10 protein-coding genes and 1 pseudogene are annotated in these 15,548 nt (G+C 59.8%); 6 read left to right on the top strand and 5 right to left on the bottom strand.

Annotated elements, in window-relative coordinates; translation table 11 throughout:
* Window positions 1-106: 106 nt before the first annotated feature.
* A complete protein-coding gene (locus tag MVC20_RS06090; RefSeq protein WP_036173052.1) occupies window positions 107-2,212 on the bottom strand; it encodes a ParB/RepB/Spo0J family partition protein in 2,106 nt (701 codons plus the stop codon).
* Window positions 2,213-2,741: 529 nt separating this feature from the next.
* Between MVC20_RS06090 and MVC20_RS06085 the strand changes: the two genes are divergently transcribed.
* From MVC20_RS06085 to MVC20_RS06075, 3 genes are all read left to right on the top strand, one after another.
* Window positions 2,742-4,538 (top strand): AAA family ATPase, encoded by a 1,797-nt coding sequence (locus MVC20_RS06085; RefSeq protein ID WP_036173056.1) that lies wholly within the window; start codon window positions 2,742-2,744, stop codon window positions 4,536-4,538.
* Window positions 4,539-4,549: 11 nt separating this feature from the next.
* Entirely contained in the window at window positions 4,550-6,373 is a 1,824-nt protein-coding gene (locus MVC20_RS06080; protein ID WP_036173060.1) for a UvrD-helicase domain-containing protein, read from the top strand.
* A 427-nt stretch (window positions 6,374-6,800) separates the two neighbouring features.
* The gene (locus MVC20_RS06075) at window positions 6,801-7,637 is read left to right on the top strand and encodes a DUF3883 domain-containing protein (protein ID WP_297539459.1); all 837 of its coding nucleotides are present in this window, start codon (window positions 6,801-6,803) and stop codon (window positions 7,635-7,637) included.
* Window positions 7,638-7,699: 62 nt separating this feature from the next.
* Here the strand turns inward: MVC20_RS06075 and MVC20_RS06070 are convergent, their stop codons facing one another.
* Window positions 7,700-8,335: an FAD-dependent monooxygenase gene (locus MVC20_RS06070; RefSeq protein WP_297539719.1), complete on the bottom strand. Its 636-nt coding sequence runs from the start codon at window positions 8,333-8,335 to the stop codon at window positions 7,700-7,702.
* Window positions 8,336-8,710: 375 nt separating this feature from the next.
* Window positions 8,711-8,908, bottom strand: a pseudogene (locus MVC20_RS06065) (NAD(P)-binding protein); the annotation flags it as partial.
* Window positions 8,909-9,439: 531 nt separating this feature from the next.
* On the opposite strand from MVC20_RS06065, the gene MVC20_RS06060 reads away from it, so the two are divergent.
* Complete coding sequence (locus MVC20_RS06060; protein ID WP_297539458.1) at window positions 9,440-11,635, top strand: VWD domain-containing protein; 2,196 nt, start codon at window positions 9,440-9,442, stop codon at window positions 11,633-11,635.
* 443 nt (window positions 11,636-12,078) lie between these two features.
* Window positions 12,079-12,942, top strand: coding sequence for a hypothetical protein (locus MVC20_RS06055; protein ID WP_297539456.1), 864 nt, complete (start codon window positions 12,079-12,081; stop codon window positions 12,940-12,942).
* 74 nt (window positions 12,943-13,016) lie between these two features.
* On the opposite strand, the gene MVC20_RS06050 is transcribed toward MVC20_RS06055, so the two are convergent.
* Window positions 13,017-14,024, bottom strand: coding sequence for a nucleotidyl transferase AbiEii/AbiGii toxin family protein (locus MVC20_RS06050; protein WP_297539454.1), 1,008 nt, complete (start codon window positions 14,022-14,024; stop codon window positions 13,017-13,019).
* Window positions 14,025-14,026: 2 nt separating this feature from the next.
* The gene (locus MVC20_RS06045; RefSeq protein WP_297539452.1) at window positions 14,027-14,623 is read right to left on the bottom strand and encodes a DUF6088 family protein; all 597 of its coding nucleotides are present in this window, start codon (window positions 14,621-14,623) and stop codon (window positions 14,027-14,029) included.
* Between the two features lie 247 nt (window positions 14,624-14,870).
* On the opposite strand from MVC20_RS06045, the gene MVC20_RS06040 reads away from it, so the two are divergent.
* Complete coding sequence (locus tag MVC20_RS06040) at window positions 14,871-15,125, top strand: helix-turn-helix domain-containing protein (protein ID WP_297539450.1); 255 nt, start codon at window positions 14,871-14,873, stop codon at window positions 15,123-15,125.
* The last annotated feature ends 423 nt before the right edge of the window (window positions 15,126-15,548 follow it).

Below are 15,548 nucleotides of genomic sequence, written 5' to 3'. Positions count from 1 at the left end.
TTATCGTTCCAAACTGTCGAGGTCATCCGGCCGCGCGGGGAAGCCGCGCGGCCGCGATTTTTGGGGGCGGAAGACCGGGACCGCTTGCGCGACCCCGGCCCACCTTTCATTCCGCCGCGACGGGGAAAGCCTCGTCCTCCGTGGCCTCGGCGCTCTCGGCGTCCGGCATGTCCTCGGCCAAGGCGGAAGCCTTCGGCTGCTCGTCGGCCAGCCATGCGGGCCGTTCAGTGCGCAGCACGGGCGGCAGCCAGCCGGTTCCGGCCAGAAGCCGCTCGGCGGCTTCCGCCATTTCCGGCTTCTTCCTGTCCGCTATCCGCTCCGCCGCCTCGTCGCCAAGGGCATCGCGCACGGCGGCGAGGATTTGCGCCTTGGTGACACGCCCGAGATAGGCCCGAACCGTGGGCGTCCAGTGCGCCGTCATGTCGAGCGCCACCGCCGTCGCCAGCCTGTCGGCGGTGGCGAGCGCATGGCGCTTGTGGGTTTCCCACGGCTGCTTGACGGCATTGACGGTCAGCGAAGCGCAATGCGCGAACAGGGCCATGACGCTGGCATGATCCAGTCCGGCGATGAAGCCCCAAAGGTCCGCCACGTCGCGCGGCATGTCTGCCGCCCATCCGGCATGGCGATCCTCCAATGCCTTCGCCGCCGCCGTGTCCTCGATCCCGTCCGCGTGGCTGGCGAGGTAGCTGCTCGTCGGGCGGATTTCGAGGCAATGGGCATCCCCGCCACCGCGATAGAAGGTCTGCGCGGCAAGCGCATGGGTGACGGCGATTAGCGCCATGTCCGGCTGCTCGCCAAGGGCGAGACGCAGGGCAAGGGTGCAATGCGCAGTCAGGTCGCGGATGAGCGAGTCCGACAGCGGCTTGCCGTCTTCCTCCGCATCCTCGTCCTCGGGCTCGAGCGCGGAAACATGGTTCCCGTCCTCGTCATGCTCGCCATCGTCCATGACTTCGCCATGGGCGTTGACGCGCACCCCGTCGATGACGGTGCTGCCGTCCTCCGCGTCGGGTTCCTCCGGTTCCGGGGCTTCGTCCTCGGGGCGGATGAACCCGCGCTCGATCCGGGCTTCTCCGTCATGGTTCAGAACCACGAACACGCCAGCGCGCGCGATCTCGTCGGCCTCATAGGCATGACGCTTGCCGTCGATCCGCTCGATTTCGGCTTCAAGCTCCGCGAAGCGCTGATCCACTTCCGGCGGCAGGTCCACGTCCGCGTCCTCCCATTCCGCCGACAGGCGTTCAAGTTCCTCCTGCGCGGCGTCGTAGGCGGCTTTGTCTTCTTCCGAAAGCTCCACCGGCTGCGGATAGGTGCGGCGCAGTCCATGGGCGTGGGGCCAGTCGATATGGGGCGAAACCCATTTCCATCCCTCGGCTTCCTGAACCTGCGCCGCGATGCCTTCCAGCTTGTCGAGGGCCAGTCGGTCGAGCAACGCGGCATCCTCGTAGAAGCCGCCGCGATCCTCGGTGAACAGGTCGCGGATGATGGTGCCGCCCGCCTCCGAATAGGCTTCCGCGCCGACAAGGATCGCGCGCCGGTCGGTTGCCGCCACGTTGCTGGCGGTCAGGTCGCGGCGAATGATCCACGGCTCGCGGTTGTAGGACAGGTTTTCGTAAACCTGTTCCTGCCGGGCATGGTCCTCGGTAATGGCGAAGGCCATCAACTGATCCAAGGTCAGATCGCCGTCACGATAGACCTGCATCAGCTTGGGGCTGATCGCGCCAAGGCGAAGCCGCTGTTTCACCACATGCGCGGTGAAGCCGAAGCGGGCCGCGATTTCCTCCGCGCCCCATCCGCGCGTTTCCGCAAGCTCGCGGAAGCGCTCGAACTGGTCGGCGGGGTGGAGGTCTTCGCGGGTCACGTTCTCGTCAAGGCTGATCTCGGCGGGATCGTTCGCCGTGTCGATGACGCAGCGGACGGGCTCGGTCCGCTTGATCTCCTTGCGCTTGGCGCGCAGCAACTGCGCCAGCCTGCGGCCTTCGCCGACACTCACCAGATAGCAGCCGGTCGGCTCGCCCTCCGCATCAGTTTCCGGCTCCACCACCAGATTTTGCAGGATGCCCTTGGCGGCGATGCTCGCCGCCTTCGCCTCGATGGACGCCTCGCTGTGCGGGGTCTTCCGGGCGTTCTGCGGGTGCTTCTTGAGCTTGTTGAGCGGGATGAAGACCGTTTCGCCATGTTCGGGAACGGTCGGGGTCTGTGTCTTCGTCGTCATGGTCTTTCCTTTCATGGGCTCGGGTTGGAGCGCAGCGCTGCGCTGCAACCCTGCCCGTCGGCGAGACCGGGGGGTGCAAGGTGCAAGGGCGGACGGGCGGAGGGGGATCACCCGGCCTGCACAAGCGGATCGAAGTCGTGACGAAGGTGCGATGCTGGCATCCGCGCGGAAGGTCGGGGATACCGCCCGGCCGCCCTTGTGCCGCGCCAGGGGGCAGCGCCCCCAAGCAACCGGCCCGGCCAGAGCAAAGCGGCGGCCGGGTGTATGAACAGGATCAGGATGTGGGAAACCGGAAAGCCGAAGGCCCTGACACACTGATCGCCGCATAATGCCGGGCGAGGTCTTCACGTGACCATGCGGAAGTGCCTCGTCCGCGCAGCAAGTCCGCTTCGCCTTGCAACTGAGATTTAGGCTCAGTCCTTTCTAAGCACCGTGAAATCGAATATCGAAATGATACGGCGGGTCGTGGGCAAACAAGGAAGAAATGCCTGAGTGGGGCGAGCGACTTTGCCATGTTTGGGGGCGAGCAATGAAAATCTACTCTGTGGCCATCGAGAACTTTCGTGGCATCCGCACGGCTACAATCGTGTTGCCCGATCATGCGGTGCTCATCGGTGACAACAATACGGGAAAGTCGTCGGTGATCGAGGCCATCGACCTAGTTCTGGGACCGGATCGCCTCAACCGTCGTCCACCCGTGGATGAGCATGATTTCTGGCAGGGTCGTTATGTCGCCGCCGTGCCGGAGGGCGAGAACGCCGTCGAGGGCGATGCTCCCAAGATCAGGATTAACGTCACTATCGTTCATCTCTCCATCGAACAGCAGGCGCGGTTCGGCGGACATATCGAGTGGCTGAACGTCGAGACCGGCGATCTTTATGCAGAGGCTAACCCAGCAGGTGTCGATGCCGCCGCAATCGTGGCAGCGTTGCGTGTAACATTCATTGGCGAATACAACTTCGATGAGGATGATTTCGACGGCAACACCTACTACACGCGCAGTCTCACGGAGGACGATCCCCCAGCGACCTTCTCAAAGAAGGACAAGCAGCATTGCGGGTTCCTCTATCTGCGCTCGCTCAGGACCGGATCACGCGCTCTCAGCCTCGAACATGGCAGCCTGCTCGACATTATCCTGCGCCTAAAGGAAATCCGGCCGCAGATGTGGGAAGCAACCATCGCGACGCTCGCGGGCTTTGACGTGGCGAGTGACCCGGAGCTGGGGATTTCCGGCGTCTTGGAAAGTATCAACACGTCTTTGAAAAAATATGTCCCGCAAGAATGGGGAGCGAAGCCGCACCTCAAAGTATCCAGCCTCACCCGTGAGCATCTGCGCAAGGTCGTGACCGCGTTCATAGCCACGGGCAACGGCGACCATGCGGCACCGTTCTACCGACAGGGCACGGGCACCATCAACATGCTGGTGCTGGCGATGCTTTCGCAAATTGCCGAGGACAAGCAGAACGTGATCTTCGCTATGGAGGAGGTCGAGACCGCGATCCCGCCCTATGCGCAGAAGCGCATCGTGCATGAGCTACGCAAGCTCTCCGCGCAGTCGATCATCACCTCCCACTCTCCCTATGTGCTGGAGGAGTTCGGGCTGGAGCAAACCGTAATTTTGGCGCGTTCCGACGGCGGCGACCTCAGCCAAGCGAAGATCGCGCTGCCTGACAGCGTGAAACACAAGCGCTATCGCCAGGAGTTCCGCACACGTTTCTGCGAAGGGCTGCTCGCCCGGCGGGTGCTGATCGCAGAGGGGGCGACCGAGGCGACCGCCTTTCCGGCAGCGGCGCGCCGGCTAGCGGAGTTGAACCCGGCAATCTATTCATCTCTGGAAGCGTTGGGGCTGTGCATCATCGACGCCGGTAGCGAAAGCCAGATTGCCGATCTGGCATTGCTTTACCGACGTCTTGGTAAGCGGACCTTCGCGGTTTGCGATAAGCAGACCGATGCCGCCAAAGGAGCTATCGAGGCGCAAGTTGAGCATCTTTTCATGCACGAGGAAAAGGGTATCGAGGATCTGGTGCTGAACAACACAACGGCGGCCGCGCTTGGGCGGTTCGCAGAGATGCTAGATTGGCCGCCGCATCTACTCGCGCAATATCCTGACCCCAAAGCTCAAGCTGTCGCCGCTCTTAAGGCATATTTTGGCTGGTCCAAGGGAAATTGGGGAATTGCGGAGTTTCTCGCCCAATGCACGGAGGCGGAGATTCCGCAATGGATACGCGATGCCTGCATCGAACTGCGCAAGCGATGCGATCCTCCGCCGGCGCCGCCGGCGGCGGGCGCTAATGGTGGCGACCTGTTCGCTGACATTTTTGGCTAGAGTGCTCTGCTATGGTCGAGTTGACGAAGGCCCAACAGGATGTGCTTGCCACGGACGGCTATCAACTCGTCACCGGCGGCCCCGGATCGGGCAAGACCACGGTTTCTATCCTCAAGGCAGCGAAAATCGCGCGTGAGGCATTGCGACCGGAGCAACGTATCCTTTTTCTCAGCTTCGCCCGTGCAACCGTATCCCGCGTCCTGGAGGCCATGGATGAGGAAAGCCGGATTTCACGAGACGAAAAGCGACGTATTGAGGTGGACACCTACCATGCGTTCTTCTGGCGCATCCTCAAGACGCACGGCTATCTCGTAGGCTTTCCGCGCCGGCTGGCGATCCTGACACCACCTAACGAGGCCATCGCCCTATCGGCGGTGCGGAGTGGCTACAAGGCCAACTCCAAGCTCAGTGACGCGGAGAAGGCCGAAAAGAAAGCGCGCGAAGAGGCTGAACGGAACCGTCTGGCGAAGGAGGAAGGCCGGGTCTGTTTCGATCTTTTCGCCGACCGGGTTGCGACGTTGCTGCATGGTTCGGCGAAGGTTCGGACACTGATCTCAACCATGTATCCATTTATCATCCTCGATGAGTTTCAGGACACTAGCGCGGATCAATGGCGCGTAGTCCAGGCGCTTGGCGCGAACAGCACACTAATCGCACTGGCTGATCCCGAGCAGCGGATATTCGACTTCATCGGTGCTGACCCCGAACGCTTGGATCATTTTCGCGCCGCGTTTCACCCCTCAGAACATGACCTAGCCGGAGACAACCACCGCAGCAAAGGCACCGAAATCGCCCTGTTCGGTAACGATGTCCTGAGCGGGAAATTCCGGCAAAGCAACTACAGTGGCATCGCTTTTCAGGGGTTTAAATCGAACCAGAACCAAGCCTTTGCTAGCTTGGTTGGTCATGTGCTCCAAGCACGCAAGCGTCTGATAGACAGCGGCAAACCTAATTGGTCGCTCGCGATCCTTGTGCCTACGAAGAAGATGACCCGGTTGGTGTCGGATGTGTTGCGCGAGCCCTTTGGGCAGGTGCCAGCAATCGGACATACGGCGGCCGTTGATATGGATGGGCCGATTCTCGCGGCGGAGATCGTAGCCTTCCTGCTTCAACAGGGGCGTCATGCCGGCCATTTCGACGAATTCTTGGACCTGCTCTGTAGTTACTACCATGGCCGGGGTGGCGCAGCGCCGACAGCGGGCGATCTGACGGAAGCGGCGCGTCTCAATGCAGCGCTCGGGAAATGGAATCAGTGCTTGGCAGTGGGGAAGGCACCTCCCAAAAACTCCGTGCTGAACGCGACTGCCGCGGTTTATGCGACCGCCCTAGATGTTGGCCTGACCGGCGATCCTGACCGCGATTGGGCTGCGATCCGCGCGGCGTTGGAGGCCGGCGGTTGTGCGAGATTGCGGGCGATAGCTGGAGACGTTCGCAACGTCCGCCTGCTCGAGCGCGGCACCCAGCTTCGGCAGGGCTTAACTCAAGATTGGCGAGATACCGGCGGCTATCTCAATGCTCTTGCCATCACGCGGCAATCCTTTGTGCAGGAGCATTTTGCCACGGCGCACAAGCCGGAAACCGGCGTGGTGGTGATGAATATGCACAAGGCCAAGGGGAAGCAATTCGATGAGGTCATCATCTTCGAGGGATGGCCAAGGCGTGCAAAAGGCAAGGTCGTGGCCAACTTCGACCGGATCGTGCGTGAGAATATTGCTGCCGGGCCGATGATGCAGGCTCGACAGAATTTCCGCGTCAGCGTTACACGCGCAAAGCTACGCACCACAATCCTCACGCCGGAGGATGATCCTTGTGTGTTGCTCACGGCATCTGGATAGGTCGCCGGGCTATTTTAGAGGGTCATGGAGGGCTATAGAGTAAACGTAGTTCTCATCGCTATCCCGCGTGCCCCGCCACTTGCACAGTGCAAACCCGAAAACAGGTCCCTCGCGGGGCCTTTTTCTTTATGTGCCAAAGGGGTTTGCGGGGGCCATCCGCCCTTCGGAGACGGCCCAATCGCGCGAGATCGGTCTCTGAACGCCCACCGTCTCTTTCCACCCGCCCTGCGCTCTCGGCGAGACGGGTTCAAAACTCCCATATATTTCAGTGAAATAACGAGGTTGCGTTGCGCCCGTGTTTCGCTGGTTCCGGCTTGTCTCAAAGCAGACGGAGGCGGGACACGGGCGGCGTGGTCGGTGGTATGTCTTGGGAATTTTGCGCGAAGGCTCTGATGACAAAAGCAGTTTTCGCCCCTAGCCTGGCGCAATGTCAAATGGGGCCTGGACCGATCAAGAGAACGACCTGATCGTTGCGGATTACTTCGCGATGCTGGCTGACGATGTCTCTGGTCGCCCCTACAACAAGGCCGAGCATCGGCGCGGGCTTCTGCCGCTATTGAACAATCGGTCCGAGGGATCGGTCGAGTTCAAGCACCAGAACATCAGCGCCGTGCTGAAGGGGCTGGGTGAGGACTGGATCCCGGGCTACAAGCCCGCCTTCAATTTCCAGATGACGCTGGTGGATGCCGTGGCGCGTTGGCTGGCGCTGAACCCGGCCTGGCTCGGCCGCCATTCGGGTACCAGAGTGACGACCGGCCTGGCGGAGGCGCGGCCGATCTGGATCGGGCCGCCGCCCACGCTGTCGAACCAGCCGCCTCCGCAGGAGCTGGAGCAGATGCAGCATATCGCCCGCAAATTCGATGTCGCGGCGAGAGACGAGCGAAACCGCGCCCTCGGCCGTGCCGGAGAGGAGTGCGTCCTAGCGCATGAGCGTGCATCCCTGAAATCAGCGGGCCGCGACGATCTTGCGCGCAAGGTCAGGTGGGTATCGGAGGAGGACGGCGATGGTGCGGGCTACGATATCGCCAGCTTCGCGCCGGATGGCCGCCCACGTCTGATCGAGGTGAAGACGACGAATGGCTGGGAGCGTACGCCTTTCCATATCAGCCGCAATGAGCTGGCTGTGGCCGAGGAACGGCGTTCGGAATGGTCGCTGTTTAGGCTTTGGAACTTCGCGCGCGAGCCGAAGGCGTTCGAGCTGCATCCGCCGCTGGACGCGCATGTCTCGCTGACCGCGACGGCCTTTCAGGCGAGTTTTCATTGAATACTATAGCAGTTCCTTTGCGCCGCTTGATCGTCTTCAAAGGTTTATAAAGCTTCACGGTCCTATCCATGGCTATTCTTGCCGGAAATCTCGGTTAAGAATCTGCGAGGCAGTAGAGGCAAATCTGCGCCGCGTATCGGTGGTAGCAGGTCACCTCGAACCAGCGAGGTCAGCGTCCATGAGATCGGCGGCACTATGCTTGCCGGGAAAAGGAGTGTGTCGCGCAGCCAGGGCAGAACACGGCTCTCACTCTGATAGAGCGGTGTGAACACCCGGCTGGCAAGCTGATAAAGACCCACATGCCGGTGGCGGGAAGCCGCGTAGCGCTCCAATGCGGTCGTGGGCGGTTCACGTTCAAGCCAATGGGCCAAGGCAAAGGCGTCGAGCAGGGCCATGTTGGCCCCTTGGCCCAACTGTGGGCTCGCGCGATGCGCGGCATCCCCGATAAAGGCGATGCCGGGCGCGATCGGGCGTGTCAGGGTGCCGTGGCTATAGCGGGCCATTGTCATTCGCTCGGGTGCGTCGATCTGTGCAACAAACGGGGCCAAGGCTGGCCAGAGGTCGCAGGCTTCGGCTTTCCAGGCCTCAAGACCCCGGTCGAGCCATTCGGCGTGCCCATCATGGGGCAAAAGCCAAAACAGCGCGGCCTTGGGGATGTCATCGCCGGGCATGCGCCCGACGGGTAATATGCCGGTCATGCGATTGGCTAGCCGATAGCGTTGGGTCAGCATGTGAGAGGGCAGAGCGACGTCAACCCAATCCACGGTTCCCCAAATTGCGCCAAAAGCCAGAGGGCGGGCGACAAGCGGTGAAAGCAATGAGCCGGCACCGGAGGAATCTATGATGAGATCAAACGCCTCGGACCGTTCACCGTTTGCGAAGTGAAGCCGACCGTCCTTTTGCGCGATGACCTTGCGATCCTTATGCAGGGTTGGCCCGCTTGTCATCGCCGCCTTGAACAGCAGGTCGAACACAGCGGCCCGGTGTATTCCGAGCCCGGGTTGCGCGCCGTAGCGTGTGTCAAGCACGCGACGTCCACTGCGCGCGGAACGTCCAAGCAGCCTTGATATCGGGGCGCCCATGTCTCGTGCCGCGTCTCCAAGCCCCATGTGATCGAGAACCGCCAGCCCGACGGGTTGAAGCATGAGCCCAGAGCCGACAGGTGCCGGTTCCGTGAATTGATCAAAGATGGAGACGGAATGATTTTGTCGGCGCAGCAATAGTGTGCATGCCAAACCGCCAATGCCCGCGCCGACGACTGCGATCTGCATAGAGCTTTCTCCTGAATGTCGGGGACACCAATCATTAGAAAGGAAAAGGATCAATGGTTTAACACCAAAAATTCAACTGGCGTGACGTCTGTGGCCCCGCGTTCCGGCACGGCGCGTCGGATCACTACCCGGCAAGCCTCAGGGGCGGTGGTTACGATGGGCTTGCTCTCGCCAAGGGTCTCTGGTGCGAAAGTCCCGCTTGCCCGGAGCATGCCTGATAGTGTCATGCAACAGCGCTGCGCACCTGTGGCAAACGGCGGAATTTTCCCACGCGGTCATCTCACGCGCCGCTTGATTTCACGGTTTCGTGATGTCTATGCTTTTGCATAGTATCAGCCAGCAGAGCACCCGGGTTCTCAGTGAGTGGTTCACATCATCCATCCCACTGTGTGCATTGCATTTTGGCGCGCAGGGGGCGGTGTCGGGTGTTTGTCGGTTGAGTGGTGGAGTGTGTCGGTCCGGCGTGCCTCAGTCATTGGCCTGTGCGGACAAGATTTATGAGAATACCCTATTATTGAAATGGAGCCCTGAATGTTTCCCGACTCATTTGACGTGACCAGCCTCGATGATCTGACCGCACTGAATGGTCAATTGCTGACGGCACTGACCTTTCTCAACGATCAGGATCTGAGCAATGCGCTTGCTGTCGATCCCGAGACCATCACGGTTGGAGAATACCTTGCCTTGCTCGACGCGGCAGAAGCGAGCCTGCTGAACACGGACTTCAGCTTTCTGCTCAGCGTGATCCCCACGATCCGCGCCCAACTCTCGGCGATACTGACGCCGGATCTCATACCGGACGGGCTGAGTGTGCAGGAGGTCATCGATCAGTCGATCGGTGTTCTGGAAGACATTGCCGCGGGCGATGTCAGCATCCTGACCGTTGGTTTTGCCGCGATCCGGGCCGTGTTTGAGGGGGTGCCCGCGGATACCTTGCTGCTGGATGCTTTCGATTTTACAGGGCCGGGCAATCCTGACATCGTCGACGCCTTTCTTGACCTCTTGCCGCAGTTTTCGACCGATGCCCTGCCGGGATGGGTCTCTGGTGATCCGCATCTCAAGACCCTGGATGGGGTGGATTACGATTTCCAGGCGGCGGGTGAGTTCGTTCTGTTGCAATCCACCGATGCGCAGGGCTTTGCCTTGCAGGCGCGGATGGTTCCGGTGGGCGAGAATGTCAGCGTCAATCAGGCGATTGCCACCAATCTCGATGGCACGCCGGTGATGATCGACGCGGCGGATGCGGAACCGCTGCACGTGAATGGCGTGGCGGTTGCTCTGGCGGATGGATCGGCGCTTGATGTGGGCGAGGGGCGCATTTACCGGCGCGGCGATGTTTACACCATTGTCTATCCCGGCGCGGATGCGGTGATCGGCAACGGCGACAGTCAGGTTGTCGTGCGGGTGCGGGATGGTCGGCTTGACCTCGACGTGCGTCTGAACGCCGAACTGCTCGGATCGCTTGAGGGGCTGCTTGGCGATGGCGATGGAAACCCCGACAATGACATCGCGCGGGCTGATGGCACCGTGCTCGCACGGCCCCTGGTCTTCTCGGAGCTTTATGGCGCCTATCGCGATGATTGGCGGGTCAGCAATCTTGGGGACAGCCTCTTTACCTACGACGCGGGCGAGAGCCCCGATGGGTTCTTTCAGTCGGATTTTCCCGGTGCGATTGTCTCGTTGGACACGCTTGATCCCGGAGTTCTTGCTGCGGCGCGCGATGCAGCGCTTGCGGCGGGATTGCAAGAGGGCAGCGCGGCCTTCGACAATGCGGTATTGGATTTTGCCCTCACCAATGACGAGAGTTTCCTGACCTCGGCGCTTGAGGTGCCCTTGGCCAGTGTCGGCACCGAATTGGCGGATACATTGATCGGCAATGCAGGCGATGACGTGCTGCGCGGTCTGGGGGGCGATGATGGTGTGTTCGGTCAGTCTGGCAACGATATTCTCGACGGAGGAGATGGGAATGACTCGATTGCCGGGGCGGATGGCAATGATCTGATCTTCGGCGGCCTCGGCCACGACAACATCGGTGGCGGTCTGGGGAATGACACCATCGACGGTGGCGACGGCGATGACATCATCGGCGGCGGCTTTGGCGCGGATAGCATCACGGGCGGCACAGGCAATGACGTGGTCGCCGGCGGGGCGGACAATGACACGCTCTCGGGCGGTGATGGCAATGACAGCATGTCGGGCAGTTTCGGCACTGACCTGATCGACGCGGGCGCGGGCAATGACGACATCGGCGGCGGCACCGGGCGTGATACGATTGATGCCGGCGCGGGCGACGACCGCGTGGGCGGCGGCGAAGGCGACGACGATATCTTTGGCGGAGACGGCAATGATTTCCTTGCGGGCGGTGGCCGGGATGACCTGATCGACGGCGGCGCAGGCAATGACACGATCAATGCAGGCGCGGGCAATGACCAGATCACCGGTGGCAGCGGTGCGGATCAATTCGTGTTCTCGTCCTTCTTCGAGGGTGAGGCGGACGTGATCACCGATTTCGAGGATGGCATCGACCGCTTCTTCATCCGCCGTTTCGATCCCGATACCGGAGTTGAGAACATCAACAACGGCGGCAACGGTCTGGCGGGTTTCGTTGCGGCGATGAATATCGTCGACACGGTGGCGGGCGCGCAAATGACCGTGAACGGCAATACGATCCTCGTCGAGGGCATCGCGGCGTCTCAACTGACCGTGGACGATTTCCAGTTCCTTTGAAACCTCTCGAACCCGCCGGCGCAGGTCGGCGGGTTCTCTCTGCAAGGGTGGTAGGGTGCCGTTATCTGAGCGATCATTGGAGAGCGACACAAACCACAGACGCGCTTGTGCGCGTCGACCGCAATTTTCAGCTGAATGAAGTTAAATGGAGGCGAGTAGGAGAATCGAACTCCTGTACACGGATTTGCAATCCAGAAGGGCAAGAAGCAAAACCAACGGCTTAAGGGTGCAAAACACCCCCTGACAAAAAGTGAACAAAAAGCGAAAGTTTCAAAGCCAAATTCGCCGGTTCAAAACGAAAAAGGCCCCGTCACAGCGGCAACTGTGAACCGGGGCCAAATAAAAAAAGCCTGTCAGCTTTCGAAGCACCTTAGCACAGGCCAGCGCCGCACCGCAAACGCTCAGTCGGCTTTTTCGCGACCTCTGACCGTTGAGGTGGTCCAATGAGCTGGCGCATCGCAAACGAATGCGCCGAGCGCCGCTTTGGCAGCGCCGTGCGCAAGCAGATCATTATGTTCCTGGCCGACAAGGCGAGCGATGATGGCTCGGGCATCTGGTGCTCTAAGGGGACGATCCAGCGCCACACAGAGCTCAGCGAGAGCACGGTGAAGCGTACCATCATCGACTTCCTGCGAGAAGGCATTCTGATCGAGACAGGGCGGCGGCACTGCAAGAATGGCTACACCGTCATTTACCGCATCGTTCTGGAGCGCGTGGCCGCGCTCGAACCTACTGCAGAGCCCGAGATTGAGACGGGGGTCACTGTGAACCCCGTCCAGCCTGAACCCGGTACGGGGTCCACGGTGAACGGGGTACGGGGTTCACGGTGGACCCCAAACCACCCTAAAACCATCCATAAACCACCTACGCGCAAGCGCGAGGCGGCGGAGGAGGTTGAAGATCTTGAAGCTGAGAAGATCTTGGCGGCCTATCCCGAAGACAGGATCCGAGACCGGCGGACTACTCTGCGCCTGATTGCAGCGGCTGTGAAAGCCGGTGTGGAGCCCGATGACCTGAAGCAAGCGATCAAAGCCTATGCCAAGGAAAGCGAAGGCTACACGCGCAGCAAGGTCTGTTTTTCGGACAACTGGTTCAAGATGCGCCGGTGGGAGAAGGGGCTCGCCCAGGTACAGGCGGACCGCGAGAAGGCACGAGAGGCCAAAGCCAAAGGCCGTGCGAGCCTTGCCGAATGGATCCAAGAGCGCCATCCCTTGTGCCGCCACATCACCAACCGACAGATCGAAGACTTGATCGCGTCAAAGATGGTGACGCCCGAACAGGTTCGCGCTGCGGGGCTGCAGGCGTGAAAAGGATCGGCGTGAACAGTGCGTTTCGTGCGCTTGAACTCAGGGCAAAGCCTTTGAGAATTCGCGTCCTCTGGTCAGCTGTTGATCTCGGTCTCGAAGGTCCCGATCGTAGCGATGATTTCATCGAAGTTTGGTGCATCACCGATGATCATTTCCCGCATCCCAGCATAGTCTTTTCGAAGAGCGACAGAGAGATCGGCGTTTGGGGTCAAGCGCAAAGAACCGGGCTTGGCCTCGTCGTAGTTTGCCCAGGCGGATTTGAAGAATACCGATTTGTGATGAGCGACTTGGGTCAGCAAATCAAGCTTTTCGAGGGCACGTTTTTTGGCTTCATGCCCAATCAGCTGTGCCATATCGTAGTAATGGCGGGACATGCGATCTGCGAGGGGTTTGGTTGCATCTTGATGAAAGAGCATATGCAAAATGGTGGCTTTTTCCCAGAACGTGCGCTCGACCCCCAACACTTTCACGCCGACCAGACCGTCTTTCAGAAGATCGGGAAAAGCCTGATGCAGGTATGGTGTAATGTCGATCTGCTCGGCAGGCAGCTGGACGCCACGGGCACCGAACTCAAAGCGTACAACCGGTTTGACATAGCCCGCATCGCTTTTTGCCAACGTAGGGTAGGCAAAGAGAATGGTCTGCGGGTCACTTGGGTCGACCGATAGCGTGAAATTTTGTTCTAGGCTGGAGCCAAACGCTGTTTGAATCTCGGCCAGTAGTTGGCCTCCGACGGCTTCTTTCGCCGCTTCCTCCAGTTCCTGAAGCAACCTTTTCTGCTTCTTACCCGATAGCTCCGGGTCTTCTGGGTCACGGTCGCCTACAAACCCGAGTTGTTCGCGGTCTAGCGAGAGGTCCACATCCTCGGAGAAACGGTGGATCACGTCGTAGGCTTTGGACAGGGAAGTTCCGCCCTTGAAGATCATTTGCTCGCCAAAAGATGGCAGTGCAAAGAGTTGCTTTAGGGACCAGCAAACCCAGAAATCTTTTTCGATGATTGCCTTCGACATTCCAAGCTGCGCTGCAGTTTCTTGAAAGGCTTCATCTCTGAGTTCAGGTGCGTCGTTGGCGAAATTTTCCATGCTTAAGCGTGTGCAACAATCTGTTGCACGACGGGGTGCATCCATGCAGGGACGTGTCTGCTTTGCGTTGCCAAGAGCTTCCGATCATCGTCGTCCAGTGCGCGTGCAAGGCGGTCGACGATTTGACTGTCGACACGGTCCTTGCCGACATAACGCAACGCCTGGAAGACAACCCCAGTCTTATGTCCTGCGCCGACCAATGTTTTGGGGGATGCCTTGCGGAACTGGATGACTTGCCGCCCAACTTTCTTAGTGCGGGTTGGGCCGTCGGTCATGTAGGTCGGCTTGGATGGTACCTGAGTGGAAAGGCCCAACTGATTGGCAGCCATCGAAGGAGAAGGTTGCAAGATCTGACCGTCCTTTCGAGCAACAGCTTTTGCGATGTCATCGGCGGAAGGCGACAGAAATCCGAAGCGCGGGCTCTTCTTCGGGTAGTCATACAGCCCCCGCGTCAGTCGGCGGATCACACCCTGATCAGCAAGGCGTGACAGGGCCTGATCTACGCTTGCGCGGGATCCGATGTCGAGAAAATCGGTCGGCGCAAAGATTGCGCCGCGACCTTTTCCGATGATGCGTTGCTTGATGTTTGACGTAATCATGTTCGAACTCCTTGTCAGAAAATATGGTATGTTTTTCTGAAAGTCAACGGACCATGGAACAACCCCTCGGTAGGTGCAACTGGCATAGGGCAAAAAGGAGAACTGGTGCGAAATTTACGCTACAGCGCAAAAGTAGGAAAATTACGCTGCAGCGTAAGTTTTCGTGGGCTAGACTGCTACGTTTATGATCTTTAGATCATATGTTGGATCTATGATCTAGGCATCATAGGCGGCGCTGGAGGCAGGCTTGAAGAACTTCGTTCGAATTCCCCGAGATCTTGGAAATGCGATCCGTCAGGCTCGTCGAGAGAAAAACTTAACGCAGGCCGATCTCGCCACGCGCAGCGGTGTTTGGCAGGAAACGATATCGAAAGTTGAGGCCGGGCGGGGCGGTACAAAGCTCGACACGATCTTGGCGCTGTTGGCAGCCCTCGACCTAGAGCTTTTGGTCAGAACACGCAGCAAGGGCACTGCATCTGATTTTGACAACATATTCGACTGAAGCCCCGCAGTGACGGAGTGACCGCCATTAAGCCGCAGCGGTTTTTCTTGGTCCTCAGTTCTTGCGACGCAGCATGACGACACCGTTCAGTTTGTGAGTGCCAAACTCAGATCCTCAACGCCGTGTTTCTGATTGCTGAACATAAGCGGGCAGCCGTAGCAGACGCGGGGGAAGCCCCTCTTCAACAAGAAAATTCCCCTGCGCCAGCGCATTCCTCGCGAGGCAAGTTTCTCGCTGACAGCCCCTTGGTGCCAGCTTTGGGCATGTTCATCGAAACACTCAACATGAGGATCAAAAGGTTGTGTCTCGAATCTGGTAGAAATTCTCCGGCGGCGTTCTCCGAGCATGTGGATTTGGGCCTGATCAGGCCGCGAGGTCAAGGCTGATCGGAGCGATGGGCTGAGCCAAGGTTTCCCAACCATC

Origin of the sequence: Roseovarius sp., assembly GCF_027019125.1 — a bacterium.
Taxonomy (GTDB): domain Bacteria; phylum Pseudomonadota; class Alphaproteobacteria; order Rhodobacterales; family Rhodobacteraceae; genus Roseovarius.
The sequence above is the reverse complement of the archived record's forward strand: the minus strand, read 5'-3'. Positions and strand labels throughout refer to the sequence as shown.